This is a genomic window from Bacillus sp. MC1252 (assembly GCF_056838025.1).
This window is the reverse complement of record NZ_CM166369.1, coordinates 487,436-501,310: the sequence shown is the minus strand read 5'-3', so window position 1 is coordinate 501,310 and position 13,875 is coordinate 487,436. Positions and strand designations below refer to the sequence as shown.

Sequence of the window (13,875 nt, the reverse complement as noted above, 5' to 3'; positions counted from 1 at the left end):
AAACCGAACCCCATGTAGAACATAAGGTTTCGGTTTTTGGTTGTTTTTTATACTAAACGGCTTGCTTGATATTTCGCATTTCCTGAAGCGCTGTTTTACTCTTCGCTTCGTCAAATTCACCTTCACTTTTCGCTACAACAATGGTTGCAATTCCATTTCCAATCAGGTTTGTAATGGCTCTTCCTTCACTCATGAATCGGTCAACACCAAGCAGCAGTGCAAGCCCTTCAAGCGGAATGACCTGAAGTGCAGCAAGTGTAGATGCCAGCACGATAAATCCGCTTCCTGTTACCCCAGCTGCTCCCTTTGATGTGAGCATCAGAACAAGGATAATCGTGATCTGCTGACCGATGGATAAGTCCACACCAAAAACTTGTGCTAAGAAGACCACGGCCATCGATAAGTATATTGAAGTTCCGTCTAAGTTAAAGGAATAACCTGTTGGAATGACAAGTCCAACAACCGACTTAGAACAGCCATATCGTTCCATTTTATCCATCATTCTTGGCAGCACTGATTCTGAAGAACTTGTGCCAAGGACAATTAAAATTTCATCCTTGATAAATCGTAGATAACCGAACAGGCTGAACCCATACATTTTACAAATGATGTTCAGCACAACGAAGATGAACAGGAACATGGTCATATAAACGGAGAGCATCAGACTCGCCAGCGGTTTAATCGAAGCCAAACCAAAGTGTCCGATCGTATAGGCCATTGCCCCAAATGCACCGAGTGGCGCGGCACGCATGATATATCCAATGATTTTGAAGAAGACAAGTGACAGCTTATCGAGCCATTCGATGATTCCTTTTCCCTTCTCACCAAGTGCAGCAAGCGCAACACCGAATAAAATAGAGAAGAATAAGACCTGTAAAATATCTCCCTTCGCAAAGGCATCTACCATGTTAGAAGGCACAATGTGTGTCACAAACTCCATCCAGTCGATACCCTGCCCCCCATTTTGGGTATACTGTGAAACATCCCCTTTTTCAAGCTTACTATAGTCAAGACCTGCTCCCGGCTTCATGAAATTGACAACAAAAAGACCGATGACCAGAGCAAGCGTTGTCACGACTTCAAAATAAATAAATGCTTTTCCCCCAACTTTCCCGACCTTTTTCATATCCCCCATCTTGGCAATACCAAGAACGATGGTTAAGAAAATGATTGGTGCGATCACCATTTTGACCGCATTAATAAATGTGTCACCAAGCGGCTTCATTTCTTTCCCGACGTTTGGCCAAACCATTCCGACAATGATCCCGATCATGACAGCTGCAATGACCTGAAATGTCAGGTTCTTCAAAAGCCTCTTCATAAAAAATCAACTCCCTCACCCTTCGATGTAAACGCTTAACTGTTATCTGTAGGTAAATGATAGCGATTTCATCAAAGGCTGTGAAGCTTATGAACATATCGTACATTTTGGTCTTTTTGGTCTCTTAGTCGGAATGTACGATATATTTATTTACAGGCCGACCTATCCCGCCATATTGCATATCTAATTTCAGCTCACCTTCTTTGACAAGGAAGTCTAAATACCGGCGTGCCGTGACACGGGCAATGCCAAGCGCATTGGCAACTTCCTCAGCGGATAGTGCGCCTTCTTGCAAACGCATATAGGCTTTAATTTCGTTCATCGTATGCACATTCAGCCCCTTAGGGAGCCATGTATCTTCCTGCTTAACGGCAGGCTTTCGTATGATATCATCCAGCATCTCCTGAGAAAATTCTGCTGCGGTGCGAATTTTCGATTTAAATGCTTTATAGCTTTCAAGCGATTCTTTCATTCGTTCAAATTTGAACGGTTTAATAATATAATCCCGCGCACCATTTTGAAGCATGACGCCAATTGTCTCTTTGTCCTTCGCTGCAGAAATCACAATCACATCCACCTGTATCTTTAGCTTTCTGATGTCTTGCAGCGTTTTGACGCCATCCTTCTTCGGCATATAGACATCAAGTACCACGAGGTCTGGACGAATCTCTTTGATCAGCTGGATGCCCTGTTCGCCATTCCCTGCTACAGCCGCTACTTGAAAGCCAGGAACACTCATAATGAACTCTTTATTCACTTCTTGCACCATCGGGTCATCTTCAATTAATAGCACCTTAATCTGAGTCATCTGTCTCTCTCCTCTACTGTCATTGGGAATTCGATTGAGAAGGTGGTACCAATGCCGATGCTTGATGTGACTTCTACGTTCCCCATCCCTTTGTCGATCATCGTTTTGACAATATACAGGCCATAGCCTGTTCCGCCTTCTTTGCCGTATGTGAAGCCTTTATCGAAGATATGAGGAATCATTTCCTCTTCTATCCCGGAGCCATGGTCTTCAATCAAAATCGCGAGAACATCCTCCGTTTGATCAATACTAATCGAAATGAGTTTCGTTTCTCTTTCTACAGTATCATACGAGGCAAAGGCGTTCTCAATCAGATTGCCAAGCAGCTTCGTCATATCATGCTGATCTAGCCGCTCTGGAAAATCGCGCAGACAGCTATTTTCATCCACTTCGACTTTGATGCCAAGCTCCTTGCCCCTTCTAATCTTGCTCATCAATAAACCTGCGACGGCATCGTGCTGAATGACGCGGTGAAGAAAATCCGTCACATGTTCCTGTTCTTCTGTCGTTTGAAACGCAAGGTCGAGCGCCTGATCGGCTTTGCCAAGCTGAATCAATCCCGCAATCGTATGAAGCTTATTCATATGCTCATGATTCTGCACCCGCAGGCCGTCAACGAAGTTCTTGACCCCAGTTAGTTCCTCTGCTAATTTAGCAGCCTCTGTCCGGTCCTGAAAAATGGCGACTGCTCCGATAATCTTCTTTTTCATCACAATCGGAATCCGGCTGCTCATAATCCGCTTTCCGCTCATATGAATCTCTTCATTGTAGACTGGTTCTGCGCGATCAATGATTTCAGGAAGCCTTGTGTCAGGCAGCACCTCCCAAATATTCCGGCCTACTGCATCACCTGTCACTCCAAAAATTTGCTTCGCCTTCTCATTAAAAATGGTAATCATATGCTGATTATCGATGGCGATGACTCCTTCATTGATGGAGTGAAAGGTGGCGGTGCGTTCCTCTAGCATTCTGACAATCTCATGCGGCTCCAGCTTAAACATTTGCTGTTTAATATGACGGGCGAGCAAAAAGGAACCCACAAGCCCAAAGCTGAGCGTCAGCAGCAGGATCATGAGGATATCCCGCTTCATTTCTCCTAATATATCTGCCATACTTGGCAGCGTTCTTCCTACAAGGACAACCCCTGTCTGGTTAAACTTTTCATCCTTCACTGGATAAAAAGCTCTGATGGCTGTCCCCAGCTCTCCCTCTGCTTCTGAGAAATAAATATGCTCTGCAAAAGCCGGTTCTTCATCTGTCCCCTCTGAGCGGTGGCCAATTCTTGTTTTCACTGGATGCGTTAATCTCACATGATCCATATCCATGACAACAATGTAGTCAGCGTCTTGAATAATCCGAATCTCTTCGATCGCATGCTGTAATCGAGAACGTTCCTTTGTCTGATCCGCTAACGCCTGCTTCACCTCATTCATCTCAGCCACTGTTCTCGCTGTGTTCATGAGTCTTTTTCGCAGCTCGCGTTCCTCCGTTTGCTGGATTCCCCCGACAAGGACAATCCCTCCGATTAAAAGGGCGAAAATGACAACGAAATATGTCAAAATGGTGAGCTTCCACCTAATAGATAGTTGTTGTAATTTCAATCGATTTCTCATCATTTTTTCACCTGTATCTTTACGAATTCTTCCTCTGTCAAGTATGCTTGACATAAGGGGGATCTGACGCATGAAGAATTTACTCGCTTATACGCTATTGCTTATCATCGGTTTTGTAACCGCTTTATACTTTGGTTTTTATCATATGATGCCAAAATCAGCATCTATATTCGATGATGAACAGACAGGGCTGAAGGACCAGCTTGTGTTCAAATTTAGCCATGTCGTGGCAGACAATACACCAAAAGGACTTGCCGCAAAGAAATTTGCTGAGCTCGTGCATGAGAAATCCGATGGAAAGATCAGCATTCAAATTTTCTCAAACGGGAGCCTTTATTCTGATATTGAAGAGATTAATGCACTCAAAGAGAATCAAGTACAATTTATTGCTCCGTCTACCTCGAAGCTCGGCATGCTGTCCCCTGAGTGGCTGGCACTTGATCTTCCCTTTGCTTTTCCTAATTATGATGCTGTTCAAGAAGGCTTACACGGTGCGATTGGACAGAAATTGTTCGGCACGCTGCAAAAAGATGGTCTAAAAGGAATGGCCTACTGGACAAATGGCTTTAAGCAAATTACCTCTAATAAAGGGCCAATCAAACAGCCTGGTGATTTAAAAAATCAATCTCTCCGCATTATGCAAAGCGACATGATTGAAAAACAATTCAAACTTCTTGGCGCAAAGCCCTATCAGGAATCGTTTAATTCGACATTTCAGCTGTTAGAAACAAAAAAAGTAGACGGTGAAGAAAATACAATTTCAAATATTTATTCAAAAAAATTTTATCATATACAAGACTATATGACGATCAGTAATCACGGGTATTTAGGGTATGTTGTCTTAACAGATCAAGTCTTCTTTGACCGCCAGACACCGGAAACGAAAAGAATTTTACTTGAAGCGATGGAAGAAACAACGGCTTGGAACGAGAAACATGCAGAACAGATGAATAATGATCAGCTGGAGGACATTAAACGGGAATCTCCGATTGCGATCCACGAATTAACGCCAGCAGAGAGGCAAAAATGGGTGAAAGCCCTTGATCCTTTGTATGATGAAGCCGAAAAAACAATCGGTTCCACACTGATCAAACAGATCCGCGAGCTGCGGGCACGTTATGACCATTCTCCTATCCAAGCTTTTCAAGAAGAAGATGATAAGACCAAATAAAAAATCCCTTTGAGAAAAGGGATTTTCTTTATGCACCCGACTCACTCTGTTCTTGCTGCGTGAGCTCTTGTAATCTTGTTAAAATTCTGCGCTTTCGATATTGCATCATGCCTGTTTCGGCAATTCCCTTTAACTGCGAGCGATTGGAGACTGCTCCAAACAAAATCCCCGCAATTGGGACAAGCTGAAACAGCTTCTTCCAGCCAAACGAATCTCGGTAATTATAGACCACTTCACGCCATCCTTGAATTTGAGAGATCATGTTTTCGTGCTTTCCTTCGGACGCACGGTAGCTCTTCAGCTCTTTTAGTATCGACTTTTTCCCAACGACATCAGCAGAGTTCAGCTGTAAACATTTAATGATAAATACCCGTTCTTCCTTGTTTTTAGGATCATAGCCATAGGTGACGGCAATATCCTGTAATGTTTTTAAGGAGAGGCCCAGCACCGCAGGAATATCTGCCGCTAATGTAAACATGCCGCCGACACCTGTTGTCGCACCTTGCATCGTGGCGAGATTCGTTCTGTTTTTCCCCATATGTTCACTAATGGCATCCATGACTTCAAGAGGGGCTTTTTCAATATCTTCTATGCACTGAATCGATTCGTCAGCACATTTCTTTTGAAATTGATGGATGATGCCTTTTTCTGATGTCAAATAGGCGCCGCCTGATTGGATGTAATGCCCCATTTCATCAAGTAGAACACCAATTTTTTTCTGAATAAAGGCAGGAGTCAGCTTGTCCAGCATTTGAAATGGAAGCCGGCTGAGTTTCTCCCAAAACCACGCCTTCTGCTGTTCTTTCTCCCATTTTTCAATCTCCTTTAATTGCGCTTTTAGCCAATCTCTTTCCTCCATACCATTTCCTCCTTAGATGCCGTTGAAGTATTTGTCTGTTATTATACACAATCCTTGTCCATCATACGTATCAAACATCGAAGCGGTTCCGAGAGGTTTTAAACCCTTTCAAAACGGTTATTGCTTAATAAACAATCAAAAGAGGAGTGATCAACATGTTAGGATTTCTTATTTCATTAGTTGTGGCGATTGTCATTGGCCTCATCGGCAGTGCACTCGCTGGAGGTAGTGTACCAGGAGGATGGATCGGTTCAATGATTGCCGGGCTTGCAGGCGCTTGGATTGGTCATGGATTACTTGGAACGTGGGGTCCTAGTATTGCAGGCTTTGCGATCATTCCAGCGATCTTAGGAGCAGCTATTTTTGTTATTATTTTAAGCCTGATCTTCCGCAGTGTTGGATCAAGGGTTTCTTAAAAAAAACGAAAACAGAGGAAGCAAAGGGCTAAAATGATCTTGATTTTAGCTCTTTGTCTTCTTTTCAGCGTGAATGAAAACCTTTGCAGTCTAGGAAGGACGAGTACCGGAGCGGAGCGGAGCGAATTGACATTCGTGAGCACCGGCGCGCAGGACTGACAACGAATGCGAGGGTTTGTCTACACGCTGGCACCGCCTAAGAGGCGGTGTTTTTTTATGTATTGATTGACATTGCATCTATTTTTTTCACTTACATATGATAAACAAACCTATTAGTTCAGATAGTTGACTTTTCATGAAGATGGGCATATGATGATTAAAAATTGCATCAAGGAAACTTTTTGTGCCCAAGCAAAACTTTTTAGAATCTAGGTGATGACATATGACAAACAAATACATCGAGGCACAGGCACACATGTCAGCGGCTGCTGAGCGTGCACTTGAAGGAAAGGTCAAAGGATTTAGAAGGCTCCTTCCTTTTCTCGGCCCTGCTTTTATCGCAGCTATTGCTTATATTGACCCAGGGAATTTCGCCACCAACATTGCTGCTGGCTCAAAATACGGGTATCTTCTCTTATGGGTCATTCTCATATCGAATCTCATGGCTTTGCTTATCCAATCCTTGTCCGCAAAGCTTGGAATAGCGACAGGTAAAAATTTACCTGAAATCGCACGTGAAGAGTTTCCAAAGCCCGTCTCCATCGGTTTATGGATTCAGGGTGAGCTCGTGATAATTGCCACAGATTTAGCTGAGTTTATCGGGGCTGCACTTGGTTTATACTTACTCTTTCGTATCCCCCTGCTTGAAGCATCAATTATTGCAGCCATCGGATCATTTGCGATTTTAGAGCTGCAAAGACGGGGATATCGAGCATTAGAAGCAGGCATCACTGGTATGCTGTTCGTTGTAGTGATCGCTTTTGCTGTGCAAACCTTTGTCGCAAAGCCAGATATCGCAAGTGTTGCAGGCGGACTTTTCATTCCGAGGTTTGATGGAACAGATAGTGTGCTGCTTGCAGCTGGCATTTTAGGTGCCACTGTGATGCCGCACGCAATTTATTTACATTCAGCTTTAACCCAAAGACGAGTCGTCGGCAGAACAGAAAAAGAGAAAAAACAAATTTTTCGCTTTGAGTTTTTAGACATCCTTATTGCCATGCTAGTCGCTGGGGCCATCAATGCCAGCATGTTGATTGTAGCAGCCGCTTTATTTTATAAAAATGGTCTCTTTGTTGAGGATCTGGATGTTGCGTTTCAGCATTTTGGTACACTCGCAGGTCCTGTATCAGCCATCTTATTTGGTGTAGGTCTGCTTGTAGCCGGGCTTTCCAGCTCTTCTGTCGGTACACTGTCAGGCGATATTATTATGCAGGGATTTATTCAATACCGCATCCCGCTGTATGTACGCCGGCTGATTACCATCATTCCCCCTATTGCGATCATCGCATCTGGGGTGAACCCAACATCTGCGCTTGTGATGAGTCAGGTGGTACTATCTTTTGGTATAGCCTTTGCTTTAATTCCGCTCATTTTGTTTACAAGTAAAAAACGAATTATGGGCGAATTGACGAATGCACGCTGGGTGACAGGAATATCTTGGGTGATAGCAGCTCTTGTTGTAGCACTTAATCTCTTTTTAATTGTGAATACGTTTATGTAAAAGACAGTGATGATGCTGTCTTTTTCTTTCCATTTGGTTATGGTAGAATTTTCCCTGAGAGGATGTGGTCACATGTTTTTTTATCAGGATCAAGATCTATCCATGCGGCTGCTTGAGCCTAGAGACGCAAGAAGTTTGTATCTGCTCATCCAGCGGTCAAGAGAGCACTTACGTGAATGGATGCTTTGGGTGGATACAACGCAAACAGAAGAAGACAGCATGGCGTTTATTCAAGGTGCAATGCAGCAAGCCTTGCAGAACAACGGCTTTCAAGCCGGCATATGGTCACATGGAGAACTCGTCGGCATCATTGGCACCCACCAGATTCATTGGATCAACCGAACCGTTTCCATTGGCTATTGGCTCGGAGAAGGCTACCAAGGAAAAGGCATCATGACAAAAGCGTGTAAAGCCGTCATTCAATATTTATTTGAAGAGTGCGGACTGCACCGCATTGAAATCAGGGCCGCTGTCGATAATCAGAAGAGCAGACGCATCGCAGAGCGATTATCCTTCTCTCTTGAAGGCATTTTAAGACAATGTGAATGGCTGGGCGACCGCTTTACCGATCATTGTGTGTACGCACTTTTACAGCCTGAATATATGGAACAAAAAGCGCATTCGATGAATCAGTCCACTTAATTGTGTCAATTACATGAATGATTTTACAAAGTGAAGCTTTATGGTATCCGTTGTGATCGGCATCTGATAAAATAGAAGGAAAAATCGAGGTATGATGTATGTCTCTTATTATTTTATTTTACTTATGGATTGTCCCTTTATTATTTGGCATTTTCTTCTCATTTTTAACAAAGAAATCCACATACAAACGCCGTTTTGTCCCATCATACAGCATGGCAGGACTCAGCATCGTTTTTCTGATTCTGGCACTCGTCTTTTCAGCCAGTCATTTTCTATTCATTTGCGGTATGTTCCTTTTTGCCACAACACTTGTCGGCACAGGCATTCCTTTATTCTTGGCCTTTACAAAAACACCATCATAAACAAAAACCACCCTTTCACGATGGAAAGGTGGTTTCTTTATTATTGATGTGGCATTCGGTATGTAATAGATGCACCTTGATTTTCTTCAATCGTCTTCACAATGTCTTGAAGGATCTCTGCTGCTCGATCATTTGAGTCATACTTGCCGAGTATCTTTGTCCAAGAATCATTTCCCATGATCCCTTCAATTTTTTTCCCCTGTACTGTGACTTCATTGACTTGGACCAGGCTTTGCTGGTTTTGTGTGAAAATCCATAGCATGGTTGATTCTCCTTTTTGATCTGAAATGATTTCTACCTGCTTTTTTGATAATAGTACTTTTTTTCATTTTAAAGTTTCTTAACAAATAATTCATTTGAACATTAATCAATCATTGAACTTTTCAGCATATGTTAAATCTGATTCACTGGGTTCTGCCTTTTGCTCTTTCACATTTCCATTTGAGTAAAATTCAACATACTTTCCCTGCTTAACACCTTGCTCTACATAGAAATAACTTTGAATATTTCCGTTTTCATATTTATCATAAGCTAAGCCCGTAAATAGTTTTTCTTTACCATCTTGGGTATATTCTACAATCGCTAGTTCGTAGGGACCTCCATACTCTAGAAATTCTTCAAACTCGGTACCACTTTCTATAATGAACTTCTTTGTCAATATATCATCCGCATGTAAACTCCTTACAGTTTATAACTTTCATATTTACTATTTTTGCCCCCAAATATCTCACTCATAAAATTCTGTTCGCTCTACGCACAATCTAAAACGAGAATCATCTGCCACTAAAATAAAATCCCCATATTCACTTTCGTTTGTTCGAGAACATGATTTAATGTCGTTTAAGCTCTAATTACAAAAGGTTTTGAAATTAAAAGTTCCTTTAACTATTCATAGTGTGCATTAATGAAATATTCATTGCTCAAACTTCATTCTTCAGACATAGCATCATCGTAATCCTGTAATTCTTCCATTATTTCTTTTAATCGATCAATATTATTTATAAATTCTTCGTAAGGAATTTCTTGATAATCAAATATTCCTTCACCATATTCATCACTATCATATATTTTCACAACTGCACCTAGATTCAATAAATGATCAACTAACTCTTTTAAAATTTCCATATTATCAATATCATTTGCATCCGTTTCAGCAAAGAAATCTTTGTTTTCCATCTTATCTTTTATCTCTGTAATCCCTAAACCAGTGTACTTTCTTAACGGTACTACAAGTTTATTAGTTGGACCTTGAGGACTGATTTTAATTGCTAATTTACTCATCTATCTTTCCTCCTTGCTAAAATTCCTCTAAATAGTTTGGATTAACAGGTCTACCAGGGGCATTTTTGCTATAGCTCCCTCCATGCCAACCCTTTAAATGTTCTCTACTAGTAACAGGATAAATTAATTCTCCCCTATTACAAATATGTGGATAATTCATAGCATTATAAGTATGATGTCCAATTATTGATTTCCCATTATATTGAGGTTTTTTACTTTTTAAAATCTCTTGTTTTTGTTCAATAGTCCAATTCCTTGTTGTAGATTCTCCATCTAAAATTCTTTTCTTCTCTTGCTTCCAGAATTCAGTAACCCCCGTTGCCCTTCTTTTTGAAAATCTTCTATCCCATTGATATCTTTTGTATTCTTCCTTTGTGACTGTACGATTTTCAATCTTTTCTTTTATTTTTTTCTGCTGACTCCTATTTAAAGATTTATAAGGTGTAATTTTTGCAGTTAAATCAAATTCTACTTTCTGTACCCTTTGAGTAATAATCTCTTCTCCTACCGCTACTTTTTTATTACTCAAAGCATTATTTGTACTCTTAACCCACATCTTCCCATGAAACCCTTTCGCTCCAAACGGTAAAAGCATTCCAAGTGCAGCGTTCATACTTGCTTCCTGCTGTTCTTTCGAGACCTTGTTTCCAAACATGTCACGACCCGTAATCGCTTCGCTGAAGCCGTTGGTTGCGGTGAGGCCATATAAGCCTTTTTGGGATGTTTTTAAGGCGTCAAAGGCCTTTTGTGATGTCTTGTAAATGTCGACTGCTCTGACTGCGGCTGATGTGGCTTGGGTGGTTTTATAGACGGCTTTACCCCCTTTAAAAATACGGCCTGCCCAGCCGACGATTGGGATGTAGCCTGCTGCGGCCATACCGCCTGCGGCGACTCGCTGGCCTGCGGTGAGCTGTTCTCCTGTGATCGGGTCTACACCGGTGGCGGCACGTTTTGCATCGTTTACGCCTGTCAGTTCATTGACGATATTTCCGCCATAATCAAGTGCTTTCTCATACCAAGGACGGTTGGCGAGGGCTTCTTGTTCCTTCGCGATCTCGCGGGCTTCTTCTTGTTCTTCTTTAATTTTAAGATATTCAGTAGTTTGCTTCTCAATATCGCTTTTTGCCTTGTAAATTTCACTATTTTGATACGCTTTCTTGTCAAAATTCATAGGCGAAATGGATTTTCCGTCATTTGTCGCATTCATCATTTCTGCGTACAATGCCATTGTAGCCTTCTGTTCTGTCTCTGACAAAGCATATTCATCTTTTAAATTTTGATCAAGCTCTATCAAATCTTTAACCGTCTTTTTCCGTTCGTCTTCTGCATCTTCGATCTTTTCATCAATGGTTTTGCTATCAAATACCTCCAAAGAAATGAGGTCATCAATGTCTTGAAAAATGGTTTTAAGTGCCTTTTTTTGATCTTTTACAATGCTTTTGGCATTTTTGATTCCCATGTGAACAGCGTTATCTAAAAAGTGTTCCTCCACAAAGGTATCGCCGCCAAAGCTCGTATCATCAAGTGTACCAGAAACACCTTCATGAAAGGCTTTTTGCTTATCAATGAAGGTGATAAACATGTCTACATTTCCAGCTAGTTCTTTATAAAAGCTTTTAATGTTATCGGCGCCTTTTCCAGTGAAATCATCACCAAGGTTTGCCACGCCCTGTAAGGCTTTTTTCAAATCAGTCATTTCTTCACGGAGTGCCTGATAATGTTTTGCTCTTGTATCCATGGCACTTGTTAGTGCTTTTGCATCAAGTATCTTGCCCAGAAAAAGCCACTCCCTCCATTATTGATCATAAAGTCTATTTTACCTTTCTCAGCTAATTGGAAAAATAGGCTATAAGTTACAAAAATAATTACCTAATATTTTTAGAGAAAATAAAACAAGTGACAATTGAAATGATTTTGCTTATTCATCACAAAAAAAGTCAGCCCCCTTTTCAGAGGACCGACTACGGTGTGTTTAGAAAAAGCGTTTTAGACTTTTCTTGAGTGGAGGGATATCCAGTTCACCTTTTTCAAAGAATTTTTTCAATAAGTACTTACTAAAGCCTGCTGCTTGTGTATACGTAATTTTCCCAGGTAATGGCGGTTCATTGGTTACAGCGACATCAATAATGACTGGTTTATCCGATTGAAGTGCTGTATCAAAGGCTGGTGCAAGTTCTTCATGTGATGACACTGAGATTCCTTTGCCGCCACATGCTTCTGCAAATTTTGCAAAGTCAATATCTTCTAGCGCTATACCGTAATTGATGTTTCCCTTTACCTGTTGTTCATATTCAATCATTCCAAGGTTGTTGTTGTTTAAGATCACGACAACGATCGGCAGGTTATACTTTACAGCTGTGACGAAGTCTTGCATGACCATTGTGAAGCCTCCGTCACCACAGACAGCAATGGCTTGGCGGTTCGGTTCGTTTAACTTAGCTGAAATCGCCCCAGGTAAACCACAGCCCATTGTTGCAAGCCAACTTGAAATAATAAAATCTTGTTTTTTCATTTCGAAATGACGTGCCATCCATACAGTCACATTACCGACATCAACTGAAAGAATGGCATCGTCTTCGACTGCTTCTTCTAATCTAGCGATGACTTGCTGCGGTTTAAGTGGTGATGTTGCAACGGATTTTTCCTTATCCATTTCTTCTCGCCACTTCATCATATGCTCTGTGCAAGCTTCAAGAAAACCACGCTGCTCTTTGTATTCAATATAGGAGGTCAATTCATGCAAACCACTTTTGCTGTCACTTACTATTCCCACTTCTACCGGATACCTTTTACCAATTTGATCTGGCTTTATGTCCAATTGAATAGCAGGTATATCCTCCGGTAAGTAGTCCCTATATGGGAAGGAGGTTCCAAGCATGATTAAGAGATCACATTCTTCCATCGCTTCATATGCCGGCTTCGTTCCAATTTGACCTAGGTTTCCTAAGAAGTACGGATGCCTGTCTGGAACAATTCCTTTTGCAGGAAGTGTGATTACGATAGGTGCAGCAGCCTTTTCTGCAAATGAAAGAAGCTCTTCTTTCGCATTTCTTAATCCTTTACCTGCTAAGATGACTGGCTTCTTCGCATTGTTAATGAGCTGAGCAGCCTTTAACAGTTGATCTTTCTTTGGCCTCACCTCCCCCTCTACATAAAGAGGAGATGTATAAACAGGTTTACGCTTAATTTTTTGAGAAAATAAATCATCTGATACAGTGAGAACCGCCACGCCTTTATGAGTATAAGCTGCTTTGATGGCTTGATTTAATAAGTCTGGCATAGCCTCTGCTGTTTGTACCTGCTGATTGAAAACAGCTACGTCGTCAAACATCCGCTCTAATTTGATTTCTTGAAATGCGTCTCTGCCTACTTCGGTCGAAGCAACCTGCCCTGCAATCGCTAAAACGGGGGCACCATCTGCTTTTGCATCATATAGTCCATTTAATAAGTGGACAGCACCTGGTCCAGCAATTGATAAGCAAACACCGAGTTTACCAGTTAGTTTGGCATCAGCTGCTGCTGAAAGTGCTGCCACTTCTTCATGTCTCGTTTGTATGAATTGTATTTGGCTTGATTCATGCCTTAGTTCTTCAATCAATTCGTTTATACTGTCGCCGGGCATTCCATAAATATGTTTCACGCCCCACTCTTCCAGTAGCGCTGTTACTTCTTTTCCTGCGGTTCTTTGCGGCATGTGAGAAAACTCCTTTTTTCTTACTCCATACCACCGCACCCTTTTGGT

Annotated in this window: 15 protein-coding genes; 5 read left to right on the top strand and 10 right to left on the bottom strand. The window is 41.6% G+C overall.

What is annotated here, in order from left to right:
* Positions 1–52: 52 nt before the first annotated feature.
* From dctP to ACYH0L_RS02425, 3 genes are all read right to left on the bottom strand, one after another.
* Positions 53–1,321, bottom strand: a complete 1,269-nt coding sequence (gene dctP / locus ACYH0L_RS02435; protein ID WP_230031317.1) for a C4-dicarboxylate transporter DctP — start codon at positions 1,319–1,321, stop codon at positions 53–55.
* A gap of 124 nt (positions 1,322–1,445) precedes the next feature.
* Entirely contained in the window at positions 1,446–2,129 is a 684-nt protein-coding gene (locus ACYH0L_RS02430; RefSeq protein ID WP_099728434.1) for a response regulator, read from the bottom strand.
* Positions 2,126–3,745, bottom strand: coding sequence for an ATP-binding protein (locus ACYH0L_RS02425; RefSeq protein ID WP_370461133.1), 1,620 nt, complete (start codon positions 3,743–3,745; stop codon positions 2,126–2,128). The genes ACYH0L_RS02430 and ACYH0L_RS02425 overlap by 4 nt, the downstream gene beginning before the upstream one ends.
* 67 nt (positions 3,746–3,812) lie before the next feature.
* On the opposite strand from ACYH0L_RS02425, the gene ACYH0L_RS02420 reads away from it, so the two are divergent.
* Positions 3,813–4,913: a DctP family TRAP transporter solute-binding subunit gene (locus tag ACYH0L_RS02420; RefSeq protein ID WP_099728436.1), complete on the top strand. Its 1,101-nt coding sequence runs from the start codon at positions 3,813–3,815 to the stop codon at positions 4,911–4,913.
* A gap of 28 nt (positions 4,914–4,941) precedes the next feature.
* On the opposite strand, the gene ACYH0L_RS02415 is transcribed toward ACYH0L_RS02420, so the two are convergent.
* On the bottom strand, positions 4,942–5,772 hold the full coding sequence (locus tag ACYH0L_RS02415) for an EcsC family protein (RefSeq protein ID WP_249705345.1): 831 nt from the start codon (positions 5,770–5,772) through the stop codon (positions 4,942–4,944).
* Between the two features lie 155 nt (positions 5,773–5,927).
* Between ACYH0L_RS02415 and ACYH0L_RS02410 the strand changes: the two genes are divergently transcribed.
* The 4 genes from ACYH0L_RS02410 to ACYH0L_RS02395 all read left to right on the top strand — a co-directional run bounded on the left by ACYH0L_RS02410 (position 5,928) and on the right by ACYH0L_RS02395 (position 8,852).
* A complete protein-coding gene (locus ACYH0L_RS02410; RefSeq protein WP_099728438.1) occupies positions 5,928–6,188 on the top strand; it encodes a GlsB/YeaQ/YmgE family stress response membrane protein in 261 nt (86 codons plus the stop codon).
* 382 nt (positions 6,189–6,570) lie between these two features.
* Positions 6,571–7,848, top strand: coding sequence for an Nramp family divalent metal transporter (locus ACYH0L_RS02405; protein ID WP_099728439.1), 1,278 nt, complete (start codon positions 6,571–6,573; stop codon positions 7,846–7,848).
* A 72-nt stretch (positions 7,849–7,920) separates the two neighbouring features.
* On the top strand, positions 7,921–8,490 hold the full coding sequence (locus ACYH0L_RS02400) for a GNAT family N-acetyltransferase (RefSeq protein ID WP_099728440.1): 570 nt from the start codon (positions 7,921–7,923) through the stop codon (positions 8,488–8,490).
* 98 nt (positions 8,491–8,588) lie between these two features.
* Entirely contained in the window at positions 8,589–8,852 is a 264-nt protein-coding gene (locus ACYH0L_RS02395) for a response regulator (protein ID WP_099728441.1), read from the top strand.
* Positions 8,853–8,892: 40 nt separating this feature from the next.
* On the opposite strand, the gene ACYH0L_RS02390 is transcribed toward ACYH0L_RS02395, so the two are convergent.
* The 6 genes from ACYH0L_RS02390 to ACYH0L_RS02365 form a co-directional block, all read right to left on the bottom strand.
* The gene (locus ACYH0L_RS02390; protein WP_099728442.1) at positions 8,893–9,114 is read right to left on the bottom strand and encodes a hypothetical protein; all 222 of its coding nucleotides are present in this window, start codon (positions 9,112–9,114) and stop codon (positions 8,893–8,895) included.
* Between the two features lie 105 nt (positions 9,115–9,219).
* Positions 9,220–9,510: a toxin-antitoxin system YwqK family antitoxin gene (locus ACYH0L_RS02385; protein ID WP_257213891.1), complete on the bottom strand. Its 291-nt coding sequence runs from the start codon at positions 9,508–9,510 to the stop codon at positions 9,220–9,222.
* Positions 9,511–9,579: 69 nt separating this feature from the next.
* On the bottom strand, positions 9,580–9,687 hold the full coding sequence (locus tag ACYH0L_RS02380; protein ID WP_419180196.1) for a YxiF family protein: 108 nt from the start codon (positions 9,685–9,687) through the stop codon (positions 9,580–9,582).
* Between the two features lie 92 nt (positions 9,688–9,779).
* Complete coding sequence (locus tag ACYH0L_RS02375; protein ID WP_099728444.1) at positions 9,780–10,133, bottom strand: hypothetical protein; 354 nt, start codon at positions 10,131–10,133, stop codon at positions 9,780–9,782.
* A gap of 16 nt (positions 10,134–10,149) precedes the next feature.
* Complete coding sequence (locus tag ACYH0L_RS02370) at positions 10,150–11,871, bottom strand: T7SS effector LXG polymorphic toxin (protein ID WP_482354326.1); 1,722 nt, start codon at positions 11,869–11,871, stop codon at positions 10,150–10,152.
* 234 nt (positions 11,872–12,105) lie between these two features.
* Positions 12,106–13,827, bottom strand: coding sequence for a pyruvate oxidase (locus ACYH0L_RS02365; protein ID WP_256499319.1), 1,722 nt, complete (start codon positions 13,825–13,827; stop codon positions 12,106–12,108).
* Positions 13,828–13,875 lie beyond the last annotated feature (48 nt).